This window comes from Caulobacter sp. AVps16 (genome assembly GCF_058681455.1).
Genome location: NZ_CM178739.1, coordinates 3488449 through 3506822, shown reverse-complemented (window position 1 = coordinate 3506822; position 18374 = coordinate 3488449). Strand labels below are relative to the sequence as shown.

At 66.6% G+C, this 18374-nt stretch carries 15 protein-coding genes; 12 read left to right on the top strand and 3 right to left on the bottom strand.

Annotated elements, in window-relative coordinates:
- Positions 1-16 precede the first annotated feature (16 nt).
- Positions 17-550, bottom strand: a complete 534-nt coding sequence (gene ppa, locus ACW17U_RS16830) for an inorganic diphosphatase (protein WP_062142568.1) — start codon at positions 548-550, stop codon at positions 17-19.
- Between the two features lie 274 nt (positions 551-824).
- Here ppa and rimP point away from each other — a divergent pair, with 274 nt between their 5' ends.
- The 11 genes from rimP to pnp all read left to right on the top strand — a co-directional run bounded on the left by rimP (position 825) and on the right by pnp (position 13571).
- Positions 825-1448 carry a ribosome maturation factor RimP gene (gene rimP, locus ACW17U_RS16825; protein ID WP_062142571.1) on the top strand — a complete coding sequence of 208 codons (624 nt, stop codon included), beginning with the start codon at positions 825-827 and terminating at the stop codon, positions 1446-1448.
- 2 nt (positions 1449-1450) lie between these two features.
- Positions 1451-3121: a transcription termination factor NusA gene (nusA, locus tag ACW17U_RS16820; RefSeq protein ID WP_492053943.1), complete on the top strand. Its 1671-nt coding sequence runs from the start codon at positions 1451-1453 to the stop codon at positions 3119-3121.
- A gap of 57 nt (positions 3122-3178) precedes the next feature.
- On the top strand, positions 3179-3829 hold the full coding sequence (locus tag ACW17U_RS16815; RefSeq protein ID WP_062142577.1) for an RNA-binding protein: 651 nt from the start codon (positions 3179-3181) through the stop codon (positions 3827-3829).
- Between the two features lie 201 nt (positions 3830-4030).
- The gene (gene infB, locus ACW17U_RS16810; RefSeq protein WP_492053941.1) at positions 4031-7108 is read left to right on the top strand and encodes a translation initiation factor IF-2; all 3078 of its coding nucleotides are present in this window, start codon (positions 4031-4033) and stop codon (positions 7106-7108) included.
- Between the two features lie 112 nt (positions 7109-7220).
- Positions 7221-7733 (top strand): DUF2939 domain-containing protein, encoded by a 513-nt coding sequence (locus tag ACW17U_RS16805; RefSeq protein ID WP_492053939.1) that lies wholly within the window; start codon positions 7221-7223, stop codon positions 7731-7733.
- A gap of 217 nt (positions 7734-7950) precedes the next feature.
- Positions 7951-8433: a hypothetical protein gene (locus tag ACW17U_RS16800; RefSeq protein ID WP_492055757.1), complete on the top strand. Its 483-nt coding sequence runs from the start codon at positions 7951-7953 to the stop codon at positions 8431-8433.
- A gap of 62 nt (positions 8434-8495) precedes the next feature.
- Positions 8496-9284 carry a dienelactone hydrolase family protein gene (locus tag ACW17U_RS16795; protein ID WP_492053937.1) on the top strand — a complete coding sequence of 263 codons (789 nt, stop codon included), beginning with the start codon at positions 8496-8498 and terminating at the stop codon, positions 9282-9284.
- Between the two features lie 186 nt (positions 9285-9470).
- Positions 9471-9968 (top strand): 30S ribosome-binding factor RbfA, encoded by a 498-nt coding sequence (rbfA, locus tag ACW17U_RS16790; protein ID WP_062142591.1) that lies wholly within the window; start codon positions 9471-9473, stop codon positions 9966-9968.
- Between the two features lie 2 nt (positions 9969-9970).
- Positions 9971-10903 (top strand): tRNA pseudouridine(55) synthase TruB, encoded by a 933-nt coding sequence (truB, locus tag ACW17U_RS16785; protein ID WP_492053935.1) that lies wholly within the window; start codon positions 9971-9973, stop codon positions 10901-10903.
- Positions 10904-10917: 14 nt separating this feature from the next.
- The gene (rpsO, locus tag ACW17U_RS16780; protein ID WP_007667263.1) at positions 10918-11187 is read left to right on the top strand and encodes a 30S ribosomal protein S15; all 270 of its coding nucleotides are present in this window, start codon (positions 10918-10920) and stop codon (positions 11185-11187) included.
- 245 nt (positions 11188-11432) lie between these two features.
- Positions 11433-13571 carry a polyribonucleotide nucleotidyltransferase gene (pnp, locus tag ACW17U_RS16775; RefSeq protein WP_492053933.1) on the top strand — a complete coding sequence of 713 codons (2139 nt, stop codon included), beginning with the start codon at positions 11433-11435 and terminating at the stop codon, positions 13569-13571.
- Between the two features lie 124 nt (positions 13572-13695).
- Here the strand turns inward: pnp and ACW17U_RS16770 are convergent, their stop codons facing one another.
- Both ACW17U_RS16770 and ACW17U_RS16765 read right to left on the bottom strand, forming a co-directional pair.
- Entirely contained in the window at positions 13696-14094 is a 399-nt protein-coding gene (locus ACW17U_RS16770; protein WP_492053931.1) for a hypothetical protein, read from the bottom strand.
- Between the two features lie 946 nt (positions 14095-15040).
- A complete protein-coding gene (locus ACW17U_RS16765) occupies positions 15041-15757 on the bottom strand; it encodes a ribonuclease T2 (protein WP_492053930.1) in 717 nt (238 codons plus the stop codon).
- Positions 15758-15963: 206 nt separating this feature from the next.
- Between ACW17U_RS16765 and ACW17U_RS16760 the strand changes: the two genes are divergently transcribed.
- Positions 15964-18333, top strand: coding sequence for a TonB-dependent receptor (locus ACW17U_RS16760; RefSeq protein WP_492053928.1), 2370 nt, complete (start codon positions 15964-15966; stop codon positions 18331-18333).
- Positions 18334-18374: the final 41 nt, after the last annotated feature.

Here is an 18374-nt window from a genome sequence, read left to right as displayed (position 1 = left end):
CGCCCCCGACCTTCACTCAATAATTGTCGTCGTGGCGCTTGATCGCCGCACGGATGATGTCGGCGGTTTCTTCCAGATCGGCCCAGCCGGTGATCTTGGTCGACTTGCCCTTTTCCAGATCCTTGTAGTGCTGGAAGAAGTGGGCGATCTGCTCGGTGAGGATCACCGGCAGGTCACGCCAGCTGTTCACGCCCGTGTAGAACGGGTGCAGCTTGTCGACCGGCACGGCCAGGATCTTTTCGTCCGAACCCGCCTCATCGACCATCATCAGGGTGCCGATCGGACGGCAACGGATGATCGCGCCCGGCACCACGGGGGTCGGACCCACGACCATGATGTCGGCGGGATCACCGTCATCGGCCAGGGTGTGGGGGATGAAGCCGTAATTGGCCGGATAGAACATCGCCGTATGCAGGAAGCGGTCGACCATCAGGGCGCCGCTGGCCTTGTCGATCTCGTACTTCACCGGCTCGCCGCCCTGCGGGATCTCGATGACAGCGTTGAGGTCGTAGGGCGGGTTGACGCCCGTGGCGATCTTGGAAAGGTCCATTGTGACTCTTCTTTGGGGAGAGGCCCGCGGGGAGGCGGTCCTGCGCGGGGCGCTTATAGGCCACAAGTGCTGCACCGCGAAAGAGGCCGTCGCCAGAGGCCGGTTCGGAGGTCATCCGCAGGGGCTTCCAACCGCCGGATGATCGCGCTATACAGATCCCACATCGTCCGTCAGCGCTGAGTGCGCTTTCGAGCGGCGGCCCGAAAGGCTGCCGCTTTTTCTTTGGCTGTTTGGCGCCCGCGCCTCGCGGCCCTGTTGTGAGTTGAGAAAACCGTTGCGCGGCAAGACGCAGGAAGACCGTGATCTGATCGATATGCTCGATCCCGTCGCCGAAACCGTCGGGTACGAGATCGTCCGCCTGCGCCTGATGGGCGGGGCCGAGACGCGTCGGTTGCAGATCATGGCCGAACGTCCGATGCAGGCTGACGGCTCGGGCGGCGACATGAATGTCGAGGACTGCGCCAGGTTGTCGCGCGCCGTGTCGGAAATTCTCGACGCCGCCGATCCGATCAGCGGCGAATACACCCTCGAGGTCTCCAGCCCCGGCGTCGATCGCCCGCTGACGCGACTGAAGGATTTTGACGACTATGCCGGGCTGGAGGTCCGCATCGAGCTGGACCGCGTCGCCGAGGGCCGCAAGCGCTTCAAGGGCGAGCTGGCCGGCGTCGAGGACGGCCAGGTGGGCCTGAACATCGAGGGCGAGGACGACACCACCGTCTATTTCCCGTTCGAATGGCTGGTCGACGCCAAGCTGGTGCTGACCGACGCCTTGATGAAGCGCGGCGCCGAACAGCGTGCTGCCCGCGTTGCGGCGGATGGCGGCGACGCCGACCAAGACGATCTCGGCGATGACGCCGAGGACGAAGATTTTGACCTGTCCGAAAGTGAAGAGGACTGACCATGGCCATCGGCATTTCCGCCAACCGGCTCGAGCTGCTGCAGATCGCTGATGCGGTCGCGCGCGAAAAAGGCATCGAGAAGGAAGTCGTCATCGAGGCGATCGAGGACGCCCTGCAAAAGGCGGCCCGGGCCCGTTACGGTGCCGAGCACGACATCCGGGTGAAGATCGATCCGCGCACCGGCGAAACCAGCCAGAAGCGCATCATCACCGTCGTTGCCGACGATGCCGAGATCGAGGGTGAGATCGGCCAGGTCCAGCTGTCGATCGCCAAGCGCACCTGGCGCGACGCCGAAATCGGCAAGGTCTATGAAGAAGACCTGCCGCCGTTCGAGATCGGCCGCGTCCAGACCCAGATGGCCCGCCAGGTCGTCATGCACAAGGTCCGCGAAGCCGAGCGCGAGCGTCAGTACGACGAGTACAAGGATCGCGCCGGCGAGATCGTCAACGGCAGCGTCAAGCGCGTCGAATACGGCAATGTCATCGTCGATCTGGGCCGCGGCGAGGGCATCATGCGCCGCGACCAGTCGATCCCGCGCGAGAACTTCAACGTCGGCGACCGCATCCGCGCCTATATCTACGACGTCCGTCGCGAGACCAAGGGCCCGCAGATCATGCTGTCGCGCGCCCACGGCGGCTTCATGGCCAAGCTGTTCGCCCAGGAAGTGCCGGAAGTCTATGACGGCGTCATCGAGATCCGCGCCGTGGCCCGTGATCCGGGTTCGCGCGCCAAGATGGCCGTGATCTCCAATGACGGCTCGATCGACCCCGTCGGCGCCTGCGTCGGTATGCGTGGTTCGCGCGTTCAGGCCGTGGTGGCCGAGCTGCAGGGCGAAAAGATCGACATCATCCAGTGGTCCGAGGACGAGGCGACCTTCATCGTCAACGCCCTGGCCCCGGCCGAAGTCTCCAAGGTCGTCATGGACGAGGAAGACGAGCGCGTTGAGGTCGTGGTGCCTGACGAGCAGTTGTCCCTGGCCATCGGCCGCCGTGGCCAGAACGTCCGCCTGGCCAGCCAGCTGACCGGCTGGCAGATCGACATCATGACGGAAAGCCAGGAGAGCGAGCGCCGTCAGAAGCAGTTCACCGAGACCACGGCCCTGTTCCAGGAAGCCCTGGACGTCGACGAGGTCATCGCCCAGCTGCTGGTCACCGAAGGCTTCGCGGCGGTCGAAGACGTCGCCTATGTCGAGGCCCACGAAATCGCGGCCATCGAAGGCTTCGATGACGAGACGGCCGATGAGCTGCAGACCCGGGCTCGCGAATTCCTGGAAAAGGAAGCCGCCGCCCTGGACGCCAAGCGCGTCGAATACGGCGTCGAGGATGCCGTCCTCGAGATCGAGGGTGTCACCCTGGCCATGGCCGTGGCCCTGGGCGAAGGCGATGTGAAGACCGTCGAGGATCTCGCCGGCCTGGTGCCGGACGACATGCGCGGCTGGTTCGAGAGCAAGAACGGCGAGCGCGTGCGCGAGCCGGGCATTCTGGAAAGCTTCAACCTGTCGCCGGAAGACGCCGAGGCGCTGATCATGCGTGCCCGGATCGTGATGGGCTGGGTCGAGGCTCCGCCGGAACCGGAATACGAAGAGCCCGTCTATGACGAGGGCGAGGCCGTCGAGGCCGAAGCCGAAGGTGAAGACGCCCCCGCCGCCGTCGAAGAGACGCAGGAAGGCTAAGTCAGATGTCCCGACCTTTCCGGCCTCGCCGGGAGGGTCGGGCCCTTTGCGAGACGCATGACCGAACAGGCCGCCCCCAGGACCCACGCTGAAGCCTCCCGCCTGCGCAAGGACGTTGTCCTGGGCGAGGCGACGGACGAGGCGCGGCTGATCCGCTTCGTCGAGGGGCCGGGCGGCATCGTGGTGCCTGACCTGGCGCGCAAGCTGCCGGGCCGGGGAATCTGGGTCGGGGCCGACCGCGACTCCGTGACGCTGGCGGCCAAGAAGGGCCTGTTTTCGCGCTCGGCCAAGACCCGATTGACGGCACCGGCCGATCTGGCTGACCAGGTCGAGGCCCTGCTGGCCAAGCGGGTTCTGGACGGGCTTGGCCTTGCACGCCGGGCCGGGAACATTATTTCAGGCTTCGAAAAGGTCGTCGCCGCGCTGAATTCCGGCAAGACGGCCTGGCTGATCGAGGCGTCCGATGGCGCCGACGATGGCCGCCGGAAGATGCTGACCGCCGTCTACAAGGCCCCGAACACGCCACGAATTCTCGGGATGTTCACATCCGACGAATTGGGTTTGGCCTTGGGTGGCGAGAATGTGATACACACGGCGCTTCTTGCCGGGCGCGGCACTGATCGCTGGACTTTAGACGTCGAGCGGTTATCAGGCTTCCGCCCGTTCCATCCTCCGACCTGGTCGGAGCGTTGGCGCGAGGAACCCTAGGGTCTTTCGATTGAACCGGCAGAGTCGGTCTGATCGCAAGGTTCTAGGCGAATTGAGATGGACCTCAGTCCTTCCGGACTGGGCCCATGAGTGAAGGGTCGGGAAACGCGCTTCCATCTTGGAGGTACGTCCGGGCCCCTTTCTCACATGGAACACACGGTTTTTGGCCAGACCTGGTCTGGCGGAAGTACAAGCGAGCGCATGAGCGACGAGAACGATAACGGTCGGCCCGGCACCCCAGGTGGGCGCGCGCCCATCACACTGAAGCCCCGCCAGGGCTCGGTGAGCGCCGGCGTGGTGAAGCAAAGCTTCAGCCACGGCCGTACCAAGACGGTGGTGGTTGAAACCAAGCGGACCCGTCCGCATGCCGCGCCGGCCGGTAACCTGGCTGCGCCGTCCTCGGCTGAGCGCCGCCACACCAACGAGCCGCGCCCGTCCCAGTCTTCCGGCGGCGGCGGTGGTTCGGCCGGCGGCCTCTCGCAGGACGAGATGCGCGCCCGTCAACGCGCCATTGAAGCGGCCCGCGAGAGCCAGGACCGTCAGGCATCGCAACGCGCTGCTGATGAGGCCCGGGCTCGCGCTGCCGAGGCGGCTGCCCGCGAGGCGGCTGCCAAGGCCGCTGCTTCGGCCAAGGCGGCTGCTGAACCGGCTCCGGCTCCGACGCCCGCCCCGGCGGCTGCGCCCGTTGTTCCGGCCGCCCCGGCCCCGGCCCCGGCCCCGGTCGCCGCTGCGCCGGCACCTGTCGCGCCCACCCCGGCTCCGACCCCTGCTCCGGCTGCCCCGGTCGCGCCACGCGCCGAAGCCCCGCGTGCGGCGGCTCCGAGCCAGACCCGCACCTATGAGCCGAGCCGCGATCGTCGTGATGATCGCTCCTCGACCACGACCTATCGTCCGCCCGCCGGCGAGCGTCCTCCGCAGGGCGACCGTCCGCAAGGCGACCGTCCGTTCAACCAGCGCGCGCCGCGCCAGGACGGACCCTACAACCAGCGCGCCCCGCGCCCTGACGCCGCCCCCCGGGGTCCGCGTCCGGAAGGCGGTTTCCGCAATGATCGCCCGCAGGGTGACCGGCCCCAGGGCGACCGCCCGCAAGGCGATCGTCCGCAGGGTGACCGTCCGACCCAGACCGTGCGCTATTCGGCCCTGGCCCCGCGTCCGGCTCCTGGTGCCCGTCCGGGTCCCGGCGGCCCGCCGCGCGGTCCGCGCCCCGGCGTTCCGGCCGCTGCCCCGGCCACGCCGGAAGTCCAGCGCGCCATGCGCTCGGCTCCGCGTCCCGGTGGTGAAGTCAGCCGCCGGCCCGATGACGAGGACGATCGCCGCAAGGCCGCCGCCCCCGGCAAGGCCGTGTCGCGCGCCAAGGGCGCTCCGGTGCGCCGCGAAGGCCGCCTGACGATTCAGACCGTGGCCGGCGACGGAGACTCCGCCGACCGCATGCGTTCGCTGGCCTCGGTTCGCCGGGCTCGCGAGCGTGAAAAGGAAAAGCGCCGCGGTGGTCCCGCCGAGGTCGTCAAGGTCAGCCGCGAAGTCGTCATTCCCGACGTCATCACCGTGCAGGAACTGTCCAACCGGATGGCCGTGCGCGGCGTCGAGATCATCAAGTTCCTGATGCGTCAGGGCGTGATGCTGAAGATCAATGACGTCATCGACAACGACACCGCCGAACTGGTGGCGACCGAATTTGGTCACACCGTCCGTCGCGTGTCGGAAGCCGACGTCGAAGAAGGCTTCATCGGTGCCGAGGACATCGACGATCACCTGGAGTCGCGGCCCCCGGTGGTCACGGTCATGGGTCACGTCGACCACGGCAAGACCAGCCTGCTGGACGCGCTGCGCAAGGCCGATGTGGCCAGCGGCGAACATGGCGGCATCACCCAGCACATCGGCGCCTACCAGGTTCGCCTGGAAAACGGCGAGAAGGTCACCTTCCTCGACACCCCCGGCCACGCCGCCTTCTCGCAGATGCGGGCGCGCGGTGCCAATATCACCGACCTGGTGATCCTGGTGGTGGCCGGCGATGACGGCGTCATGCCGCAGACCATCGAGGCGATCAAACACGCCCGCGCCGCGGAAGTGCCGATCATCGTGGCCGTCAACAAGATGGACAAGCCGGGCTCGGATCCGACCCGCGTGGTCAACGAGCTGCTGCAGCACGAGATCGTGGTCGAAAGCCTGGGTGGCGACACCCAGATCGTCGAGGTTTCGGCCAAGACCGGCCAGGGCCTGGACGAGCTGATCGAACGCATCCTGCTGCAGGCCGAGGTTCTCGACCTGAAGGCCAATCCCGACCGCACCGCCGACGGCGTGGTGATCGAGGCCAAGCTCGACAAGGGTCGCGGCGCGGTCTCCACCGTGCTGGTCAATCGCGGCACGCTGAAGCGCGGCGACATCGTCGTGGCCGGCAGCCAGTTCGGCCGGGTTCGCGCCCTGCTTAACGAGCGCAACGAGCAACTGACCGAAGCCGGTCCCGCCACCCCGGTCGAGATCCTCGGCCTGGACGGCGTGCCTTCGCCCGGCGACACCTTCGCCGTGGTGGAAAACGAAGCCCGCGCTCGCGAGCTGACCGAATACCGTATCCGCCAGAAGCGCGAGAAATCGATGCATCCGGTTGGCGCGGGTGCCACCAGCATGGCCGACATGATGGCCAAGCTGCAGGACAAGAAGTTCCGCGAACTGCCGCTGGTCATCAAGGCCGACGTGCAGGGCTCGGCCGAAGCGATCATCGGGTCGCTGGAAGCCATGTCGACCGACGAGGTCCGCGCGCGGATCATCCTGTCGGGCGCCGGGGCGATCAGCGAAAGCGACGTCATGCTGGCCAAGGGCGCCGGCGCGCCGCTCATCGGCTTCAACGTCCGGGCCTCGGCCCAGGCGCGGGCGCTGGCCGAGCGCGAAGGCGTCGAGATCCGCTACTACGCGATCATCTATGACCTGCTGGACGATATCAAAGGCGTGCTCTCGGGCATGCTGGCCCCGATCCAGCGCGAAACCTTCCTCGGCAATGCCGAAGTGCTGCAAGCCTTCGACATCTCCAAGGTCGGCAAGGTCGCCGGTTGCCGCGTCACCGAAGGTGTCGTGCGCAAGGGCGCCAAGGTCCGGATCATCCGTCAGGACATCGTGGTGCTCGAACTGGGTACCCTGCAGACGCTCAAGCGCTTCAAGGACGAGGTCAATGAGGTCCCGTCCGGCCAAGAGTGCGGCATGATGTTCGCCGGCTTCCAGGACATCAAGGTCGGCGACACCATCGAGTGCTTCACCGTCGAGGAGATCAAGCGCCAGCTTGACTAGGGCCGGACTTGAGACCCGAAAAATCGGAAGGGCGCGGATCGCAAGGTCCGTGCCTTTTTCGTTTGGGCGCATCGGACTGGAATTCGCCCAATTCCGGCGTTACGCCTTCAGCATGCGTATCAAAGCCCTCCTCGCCCTGACCGTTGCGACCCTGTCGCTGAGCGCCTGTGCCACGGCCGACCGCTATGACGCGGCCGGTGATGTCCATGCCCTGCTGACGGCGATCCGTGACCGCGACCGGGCCGCCTTCGACGCCCGGGTCGATCGTCAGGCCCTGAAATATGCCCTCGAGGCCCGGCTGCTCGAGGAGGCCCGCAAGCGCAAGCCCGACAACAGCCTAATGGCCGTGGCCGCCGCCCTGGCCGGACCGGTCGCCGACCTGGCCGGCGAGGCTCTGATCCGTCCCGAGACCTTCCGGGCCGCCGCCAACTATTACGGCTACACACCGGACAAGCCCCTGCCGGGCCGGATCGCCATCGCCAGCGCCCTGCGCCCGGCCGGCGACGGCCGGGTCTGCGCCGCCAAGAAGGACGGCCCGTGCCTGCTGACCTTCACCCGCGAGGGCTCGGTCTGGCGGCTGAGCGGCTTTGATCCGGAAGCGGCGAACCTGCACTTCAAGCGGTAGTATCTTGGCTTCTCAAAATCCCGCTCTCCCCGGCGAAGGCCGGGGCCCAGATTCATCCGGAGCGTTTGGGGATGTCGCGCCAACGACCCGGCCCGGGACCGCATGCGCTCGCGGGTTCGATCTGGGCCCCGGCCTTCGCCGGGGAGAGCGGGCGTTGGGTGCGGCTGTCGCGATACTTCTGACCGCCCTGGCCACGACCGCCCATGCCGAAAAGCGGATGTTCTCCTATGACCCGATCTCGGCCGATGCCCGGCGCCTGACCGGTGCGGGCCTGACCGTGCTGTTCGACCAGGGGCTGATGGGCGGTGCCAGGCCGATCAAGGTGCTGGCGACGGGCGTGCCGGCCCAGGCCCTGTTGATCAAGGGCAAGGATCGTGACCTGGGCCCCAGGGGCCTGGCGGGTCTCGAGGGCGTCGATGCCGATGCCGCCCTTTATGAGGTCGATCCCGGGGCCGAGCAGGGCAAGATCTATGTCCGCGCCTTCTGTCCGCGGGCGACGCGCCTGTGGCTGAGCTTCAGCCGCATTGCCGTGCGCCGCGACCTGCGGATCCAGGCCCTGGGCGACGACCCCAAGACGCCCGGCCAGGTCCGGGTCTGCGGCACCCTGGACTTCTCCTGGCGCGGCGAGTGGAAACTGCCCGACAGCCATCGTCCCGATCCGATGGAAGACTGGACCGACAATCTGAACGGCGCGCGCTGAGGCTTGCCGGTCGGCCGTTCGCCAGCCAAGCTCCCCCTCAACAAAACGGGGGCGGGAACACCATGACCAGCGCGCTGGACGGCTTTACACGGTTCGAGTTCGACGACGGGCGCTGGACCCGTGAGGTCTACCGGATCGGCACCGGCCCGGCGGTGATCGTCATCCATGAAATGCCCGGCCTGCATCCCGGCGTGCTGGCCTTTGCCCGCGATGTAGCGGCCGCCGGCATGACGGTCTTCTGTCCCAGCCTGTTCGGTAAACCCGCCAAGACCGCCAGCCTGGGCTATGCCCTGGGCGAGATCGCCAAGACCCTGTGCGTGCGCCGCGAGTTCAATGCCTGGGCCACCGATCGTTCCAGTCCGATCGTCGACTGGCTGCGCGCCCTGGCCCGTCAGGCCCACAAGGAGTGTGGCGGCAAGGGCGTCGGGGCGGTCGGCATGTGCTTCACCGGCGGTTTCGCCCTGGCGATGATGACCGAGCCGTCAGTGGTGGCCCCGGTGATGTCGCAGCCCTCCCTGCCGTTCGGCAAGAAGGGCGCGGGGTCGATCGGCTGCTCGGCCGCCGAGATCAGCTGCGCCCGCACCCGGTTCGAGACCGAGGACCTGTCCCTGATGGCCCTGAGGTTCACCTCCGACAAGCTGGTGCCCGATGCCCGGTTCGAGACCCTGAAGCGCGAGTTCGGCGACCGCGTCGATCTGGTCGAGCTCTCCGATGCCGATGCGGCCAAGGGCGTGCCGATGGCTCCGCACTCGGTCCTGACCCTGCATCTCGACCGCGCCGATCCGCTGGGCCCGTCCATGCAGACGCGGGACAAGGTGATCGCCTTCTTCAAGGCGCGGACGGGGGCCTAGGTCCGTTCCCTTCTATTCCGCTCTCCCCGGCGAAGGCCGGGGAGAGCGGGTGTTTGTGGATGTGCGTTTTGCTCAGGTCGCCCCGCACTGGACTTATCCCCCCCACAAGCCTAGAGACCGCGCCTTGCATTTTTCCCCGCGCTCCGGTGTTCGATCCGCCGGCCGGGCCTCAAGGATATCCGCGCCATGAAGCGCCATAGTGACAAGTCTCCCAAGGCCGCCCCTGCGGGCCCCTCGCAACGTCAGCTTCGGGCCGGCGAGCTGATCCGCCACGCCCTGGTCGACATTCTGCGCCATGAGGACCTGCAGGACCCGGCCCTGGCCAATATCTCGGTCACCATCACCGAGGTGCGGATGTCCCCGGACCTGCGCCACGCCATCTGCTTCGTCGAGCCCCTGGGTGCCGGCATCGCGCCGAAGATCGACCGCGAGGCCTCGTCGCCGTCGCGGATCGTGGTCGAGCTGGGCAGTCCCGAGGTCGTGGTCGCCGGCCTCAACCGCGTCGCCAAGTTCCTGCGCGGACGCCTGGGCAAGACCATCGACATGAAGTTCACCCCGGACCTGAAGTTCCTCCACGACGAGAGCTTCAACTCGGCCGCCTATATGGACCGGCTGTTCGACAATCCGGTGGTGCAGCAGGACCTGCGCCGCCTGTCCGATGTGGTCGACCAGGACGAAGACTGAGCATGGCGCGCCGCAAGAAGGGCGATCCCGTCTCGGGCTGGCTGTGCCTGGACAAGCCCTATGACCTGTCCTCGACCAGCGCCGTGTCGCGCGTGCGCCGGGCCTTCAATGCCCAGAAGGGTGGCCATGCCGGCACCCTGGACCCCCTGGCCACCGGCATCCTGCCGATCGCCCTGGGCGAGGCGACCAAGACGGTGCCGTTCCTGGTCGATGCCGACAAGGCCTATCGTTTCACCATCCAGTGGGGCCGCAACACCACCACCCTCGACCGCGAGGGCGAGACGACCGGCACCAGCGACGTGCGCCCGACCCGCGAGCAGGTCGAGGCCGAGCTTTCGGCCTTTATCGGTGAGGTCGACCAGATCCCGCCCAACTATTCGGCCATCAAGGTCGATGGCGAGCGGGCCTATGACCTGGCTCGCGACGGGGTCGAGTTCGAGCTGGCGACGCGCAAGGTGATGATCCACGCGCTGCGGGTGCTGGACGTCCCCGATGCCGACCACATCGTGCTGGAGATGGAATGCGGCAAGGGCACCTATGTCCGCGCTGTGGCCCGCGACCTGGCCGCCGCCCTCGGCACCTGCGGCCATGTCGACCAGCTGCGCCGGACCCGCGTGGGCCGGTTCAGCGAGGCGACGGCGATAGCGCTGGAAACTCTTGAGAATTTGAGCTATGAGGCCCGCCTGTCGGAGGCATTGCTTCCGGTCGAGACCGCGCTGGACGACATCCCGGCGCTGGCCGTGACCGATGAAGACGCCTTCCGGCTTGCGCAGGGACGCGCCATTGTTCTGCTCCCAAGGCAGGTTGAAACGCTGAAAGCCGAGCTCACGCCCGGCGATCGAACCGTTTCCGCCATGGTGGGAGAGAGACTGGTGGCCCTGTGCGAGATGCGCGCCGGACGGCTCAATCCGGTGCGGGTCTTTCAACTCACCTGAGCGGAGACAGCCCGATGTCGATCACTGCCGAGCGCAAGACCGCTCTTATCGCCGAACACGCCCGCACCGAGGGTGACACCGGCAGCGCCGAAGTCCAGGTCGCGATCCTCTCCGAGCGCATCGCCAACCTGACCGAGCACTTCAAGACCCACAAGAAGGACAACCACAGCCGTCGTGGTCTGTTGATGATGGTTTCCCAGCGTCGCAGCCTCCTCGACCACCTGAAGAAGTCCGACCTGGGCCGTTACACGGCTCTGATCGAAAAGCTGGGTCTGCGCCGCTAGTTCTGGCGCAGTCGGCCGCCCTGCTCCGGCAGGGCGGCCGAACGCACTTTTGGGCCTCCGTTTCGAGACAGGCTGAAACGAAGGTCGCTGCGGATCCGCCACATGCGGTTCCGAATACGTAAGCCGGAGATCATGATCCCCGGACGCCTGTCGAACTGGATGAGGAATTCTCGGGACCGCCACTCGGCCGCCCGCCCCTGTCCGTCCGGAAGGAAATGGGTCCTTCGGAACCGAAAGAAGCAAAAATGTTCGAAATCATGCGCAAGACGATCGAGTGGGGCGGCAAGACGCTGGTCCTCGAAACCGGTCGCATCGCCCGTCAGGCTGACGGCGCCGTTCTGGCCACCATGGGCGAAACCGTCGTCCTGGCCACTGCCGTGTTCGCCAAGAAAGCCAAGCCCGGCCAGGACTTCTTCCCCCTGACCGTCAACTACATCGAGAAGACCTATGCCGCGGGCAAGATCCCGGGCGGCTTCTTCAAGCGCGAAGGTCGTCCGTCGGAGAAGGAAACCCTGGTTTCCCGCCTGATCGACCGTCCGATCCGCCCCCTGTTCGTCAAGGGCTTCAAGAACGAAGTCCAGGTCGTCTGCACCGTGCTGCAGCATGACCTCGAGAACGATCCCGACATCGTCGCCATGGTCGCCGCCTCGGCCGCCCTGGTGATCTCCGGCGCCCCGTTCATGGGCCCGATCGGCGCGGCCCGCGTCGGTTATGTCGGTGGCGAATACATCCTGAACCCGACGCTCGACGAGCTGAAGGACAGCAAGATGGACCTGGTCGTGGCCGGCACCGCCGACGCCGTGATGATGGTCGAATCCGAAATCCAGGAACTCTCGGAAGAGGTCGTCCTGGGCGGCGTCAGCTTCGCCCACAAGTCGATGCAGGCCGTGATCGACGGCATCATCGAACTGGCCGAACACGCCGCCAAGGAACCCTTCGACTTCCAGCCGGAAGACACCGACGCCCTGAAGGCCGAAGTGAAGAAGGCCGTCGGCGCCGACCTGGCCTCCGCCTACACCATCCGCGCCAAGGGCGACCGCGTTGCCGCCCTGTCGGCCGCCAAGTCCAAGGCCGTCGACACCTTCGCCAAGAGCGACACCAATCCGGCCGGTATCGATCCGCTGAAGCTGATCTCGGTGTTCAAGGAACTGGAAGCCGACATCGTCCGTCGCTCCATCCTCGACACCGGCATCCGCATCGACGGCCGCACCGTCGACAAGGTGCGTCCGATCCTCGGTGAAGTCGGCATCCTGCCGCGCACCCACGGCTCGGCCCTGTTCACCCGCGGCGAAACGCAAGCCATCGTGGTCGCCACCCTGGGCACCGGCGATGACGAGCAGTTCATCGACGCCCTGGAAGGCACCTACAAGGAATCCTTCCTGCTGCACTACAACTTCCCTCCCTTCTCGGTCGGTGAAACCGGTCGGATGGGCAGCCCCGGCCGCCGCGAAATCGGCCACGGCAAGCTGGCCTGGCGCGCCCTGCGCCCGATGCTGCCGGCCAAGGAAGACTTCCCCTACACCATCCGTCTGGTCTCCGAGATCACCGAGTCGAACGGCTCGTCCTCGATGGCCACGGTCTGCGGCGCCTCCCTGGCCATGATGGACGCGGGCGTTCCGCTGGTCCGTCCGGTCTCGGGCATCGCCATGGGCCTGATCCTCGAAAAGGACGGCTTCGCCGTTCTGTCCGACATCCTCGGCGACGAAGATCACCTGGGCGACATGGACTTCAAGGTGGCCGGCACCAGCGAGGGTCTGACCTCGCTGCAGATGGACATCAAGATCGCCGGCATCACCGAAGAGATCATGAAGCAAGCGCTGGCCCAGGCTAAGGGCGGTCGCGAGCACATCCTCGGCGAGATGAACAAGGCGATGGATGCGCCGCGCGAAGAAGTCGGCGACTACGCGCCGAAGATCGAAACCATCACCATCCCGACCGACAAGATCCGGGAAGTGATCGGCACCGGCGGCAAGGTGATCCGCGAGATCGTCGCCACCACCGGTGCCAAGGTCGACATCAACGACGAAGGCACGGTCAAGGTTTCGGCCTCGGACGGCGCCAAGATCAAGGCCGCCATCGACTGGATCAAGTCGATCACCCAGGAAGCTGAAGTCGGCGCGATCTATGACGGCAAGGTCGTCAAGGTCGTCGATTTCGGCGCCTTCGTGAACTTCTTCGGCGCCAAGGACGGCCTCGTCCACGTCAGCCAGATCAGCAACGAACGCGTCGCCAAGCCGTCGGACGTGCTGAAGGAAGGCCAGATCGTCAAGGTCAAGCTTCTCGGCTTCGACGATCGCGGCAAGACCAAGCTGTCGATGAAGGTTGTCGATCAGGAAACTGGCGAAGACCTGTCCAAGAAGGAAGCGGCGGCCGAAGAGGCTTAAGCCTTTTCAGCCCGGTTTTTCCGGACGGAATGCAGCGGGCGGCTCCGAAAGGGGCCGCCCGTTTTGCGTTTGGGGGGCGTGATTTCGGCTGGGCCCGACGATGAGTGTTGGACGGCCGCCAGTTCTATCGCGGCAGACGAACCAATTCGGGCAATCCCAAACGTTTGGCGTCCGCTTCGAACTGCGACTTTGGCAAAGGTCCGACTACCTGCTCGGGATTGTTGCCCCACCCTCGCGTTTCCTCAGCAACACGGCGGAAATAGAAGTACTCGTCTTGGCTAGCATGACGTCGCGCGACCACGATGTGTGTGGCGTCGCCGCCAGCGGCGAACACATCTGGGCCCGGCAGCCCGTCGATCGCGCATCCGCCCTTTGGACCGTCCGGACAGCGAAAGAGTGCACGCTCGTCGCCGTCGGCAATATTCGTGACGTAGAAGGGATGGCTTACCTCGTGGGCACGCGGGGAGCAGCCGACGACTAGCACGGTCGCTAAGGCCGCGACGGCTGAGAGTACTTTGGACATGGCGCCTTCCACAGGAGTCGTTCCAATCTTCGCACAAGGCTCGCCCGCCGACCTCCAGGGTCGGTGCGATCCTTACATCTCTTGGAGGCTGCAGCGTGCCGAGGCGTACAGGTCTGTCAAGGACGGCCCTGCGGGCCGCCGCTCCGCGGCGACGCGAGAGCGTCGTCCTTGAGAGACCTGTACGCCTCGGCGATCGTCTCGCCGTGAGATGTAAGGATGGCTCCGCCCGAGGGGGGCGAAGGGCGCACCTGCTGAATAGGAAAGTAGGTGTTCAGCCATTCCTCACAGCCGTCATTCCCGCCCTTGTGGCGGGAACCCCTGTTTCAGCTGACACGTGAGACGCCAGCGAAGGGCGCGCGCACTTCGCCCCTTCCCCACCTGCGCCGGACCGAGGGGTTCCCGCCACAAGGGCGGGAATGACGGTGGCGTTTTGGGGGCCTCTATCCTCGTTCCCGTATGGGGATACGCGACCCTCGCCCCCAGCCACTTCAACGCCCTGACCCCGCCACCCAGCGTCACGATGCAAAATCGACGCATCACCCCCAAAACCTGCCCCATACTTCTCCTCGCCCCATCGCAGGGGAGGGCGTCCAGCTGGCGACCTGACGCGCGGTGGGGGCGGTTGAACGGGTTCAAGAGGGCAGGGGACGTAAACCTGTCCATCGGGGGAAGGCCAAGGCCCCCGCCCGTCCGAAGGTTCGCTCCGGGTCCCTCCGGAATCGGCGTGGCTGCAGCCCAAGGCTCAAGTCCGTCGCGAGGAGGGCAAGATCCGGGTGGGGTGAAGGGTTGAACCAGACCCGCGCGCCCCGGCCAGAGGGATAACAACCGCGCGGAGCGCTCCGGCCACGGCCGAAACGGTACTCCAATCACACTCCTCCGGGCCTGGCCCGGACGCTCCGCCGCCTCCCCACTCGCCGGTCAAACCGGCGAGGCTGCGAACCTGTGTCTACCGCTTCGGCGTCACCCGGATCGTCACCGGGTCCGGTGTGCCGTTGCCGCCACGACACGCGGCCGGCTTGAACTTCAGGTCCAGGCACACCCAGACCTCGGTCAGGCGATTGTCGCGGTTGACCCGGACATTCAGGCCCTCGGCCCTCAGGCCCCGATTGCGGGTCAGGAAGGCGGCGCGCACCTGGCCGGCGGTCATGGTCCCGTTCGCATCGGGCTGCAGGTCGGGCACGTTCAGTCCGGCGCGCACGGCGCGGGCCTTTTTGAAATAGGCCTCGGGCGTCTTCCAGTCGCAGGTGCCGTGGGCCTGCCACTCATGCTGCAGCAGCCAGGGCGAGGGGGTCATGCAGAGATTGGCCTTCACCGTCTTCAGGCTGAGCGGCGGGCTGGGCCGGCAATAGCGGGGGTGGACGCGGTCGGGCCCATTGGGCCACAGGCCGTGGACAGTGAAGCCGAAGCTGTTGGCCTCGCACTGAATGGCCTTGTCCGATTCCGGGATGTTCGACCGGCAGGCCTCGGGCGACCAGTAGAGTGCCAGCAGATAGGCCGCGATCGGAATGTCGGTGTGGATCTGGTCCGCCGGCGGCACCTCGGCCGGGGCCGGCACCACGTCGCGCGGCAGGGAGCAGGCCTTGAGGTCGGAGGCCTGGGCCGCGCCGGCCAGGTCCAGGGCCACGGCCCCGCCGATCAGGGTTCGGATGATCATGGCCGTCATGGGTCTTCCCGGGCTGACCGGGCCCGCAGACTGCGGCCCCGCCGCGATGTCCTTACAGCAGGCGCGGCTGGTCGTCGCCCGTCTGACGGCCCGGATCATTATTGAGAATGATTATCATTGCGCTGTCGCAAGGCTCTAGATAAGAACGCTTCGCAATATCAGACAGGGCGCGCGGGATCGTCGCCCCTCTGCAGACAGGATTTGTGATGCGTAATGTGAGCCCCCGTGATCCGGCCCTGCCGGGCATTGTCAGCCGGCAGCGCCGCGCCCTGGGCGCCGCCGCCGTGGCCGGCGTCGCCGGCCTGGCCTTTGGCGCGGGCCTGGCCCAGGCCGCCGAGGCCCCGGCCCCGGCCCCGGCCTCGACCGCCCTGGCGACCGCCCCCGCCGACGCAACCGAGATCTCGGCGGTCAAGGTCGACGGCCACAAGGCCACCGACGTCCAGTCGGCCAAGTACACCGCCCCGCTGGTCGACACGCCGCGCTCGATCACGGTGATCTCCAACAAGATCATCGAGCAGACCGCCGCGACCTCGCTGCAGGACATTCTGCGCACCTCGCCGGGCATTACCTTCGGGGCGGGCGAGGGCGGTCAGCCCCTGGCCGACCGGCCGTTCATCCGGGGCCAGGCTTCGGGCAACAATGTCTTCGTCGACGGTATCCGCGACAGCGGCGGCCAGACCCGCGAGGTCTTCAATCTCGAACAGGTCGAGGTCATCAAGGGGCCGGATTCGGTCTATAGCGGCCGTGGCTCGGGCGGTGGCAGCATCAATCTGGGCTCCAAGTCGCCCAAGCCGGTCAGCTTCCTGCGCGGCTCCCTCGCCGCCGGCACCGACGCCAATATTCGCGGCACGGTCGATGCCAACCAGGCCCTGGGCGAGACGGCGGCGGTTCGTCTGAACCTCATGTACACGCAAGGCGATACGCCCGGCCGCGACAGTGTCGATTTCAAACGCTGGGGCGTTGCTCCGTCCCTGGCCTTCGGCCTCGGCACCGACACCCAGGTGACGGCCAGCTATTATCATCTGGAGACAGAACAGGACCCCGACTACGGCATACCCCTGGCGGCCAAGCGCAGCTGGGGCACGGCCGGAACCGACGGTCGCACCCGTCCCCCGAGCGGCATTATAGACGTGTCTCCCGACGCCTTTTACGGCCTGTCGGCGCGCGACTTCCTGAAGACCCGGGCCGATATCGCCACCCTGATCTTCAACCATCAGATCAATGACGACTTTTCCGTCCGCCAGGCGGTGCGCTATTCCAGGTCGCTGAACGACTATGTCGTCACCAATCCCGGCGACGGCGGCGTGGCCCAGTTCGTGGCCGGCGACTGGTGGATGAAGCGCGGCACCAAGTCACGCTGGAACCCGACCACCACGGTCGCGGCGGTCACCGATTTCAGTGGCAGGTTTGATCTCGGGACGGTGGAGAACCGGTTCAATCTCGGTCTCGAGCTGGCCCGCGAGATCAATGAGAACGCCACCTATGTGGTCTTCACCCGCTCGGGTTCGGCCTGCCCGGTGGGCTTCACGGCCAATGTCACCGCAGCGGGAGCAGGCGACTGCACCCGGCTCTATGCCCCCAACCCCGATGACAGCTGGAGCGGCAGCATCACCCGCGCCCCAGCGGCCCGCTCGGTGACAAAGAGTGCAGCGATCTATGGCTTCGACACGATCAAGCTCAGCGACCGGTTGCAGGTCAATCTTGGCGGCCGCTATGACGTCTACAACACCCGTGGCACCAATGTGACGGTGACCAGCGCCAGCGGCGTGATCACCAGCGCGGTCTTCACCAACGTGCCGGAAGCCGAGTGGGACTTCTTCAACTACCAGGTCGGGCTTGTGTTCAAGCCGACCGCCGCCTCCAGCCTCTATGGCTCCTATGCCACCTCCTCGACGCCGCCGACCATCTCGGCCGGCGACCAGAACACGGCGACCGGCACGGGCACGGGCAATCTGGCGACCACCCTGCTGGACCCGGAAGACACCACCAGCGCCGAGCTGGGGGGCAAGTGGACCCTGTTCGGCGACCGTCTGGCCCTGTCGGGGGCCCTGTTCCGCACAGAGCGCAAGAACGCCCAGATCCAGGTTGCGGCCGGCGTCTATGAGCAGGTCGGTGAAGCCATGGTCCAGGGCGTTGAACTGGGGATCTCCGGCCATGTCACGGCCAGGTGGCAGGTGTTCGGCGGCTATACCTATTTGGACAGCGAACTGGTGCGCGGGGCCTATAATGGCGTCAACCAGGGTGACCCCCTGGCCAATACACCCAGGCACAGCCTCAGCCTGTTCTCGACCTATCGCGTGACCCGCAAGATCGCCCTCGGCGGCGGGGCCTACCATGTCTCCAGAAGCTTCGGTGGCAACCAGGGCGGGGCCGGGGGCGGCGTCAACCGGGTCCATGCCCCGGCCTATACCCGCTATGACGCCTTTGCCTCATGGGCCATGAACGACCGCATCGACCTGCAGCTCAATGTCCAGAATCTGACGGACGAGCGCTATATCCTGCGCACCAACGGCGTTCACCACGCCGACCCCGCGCCGGCCCGTCAGACGATGCTGACCGTCAACGTCAAGTACTGAGACTCCCCTCTCGACTTGGCGTTCGCCCCGTCCGGCAGGCC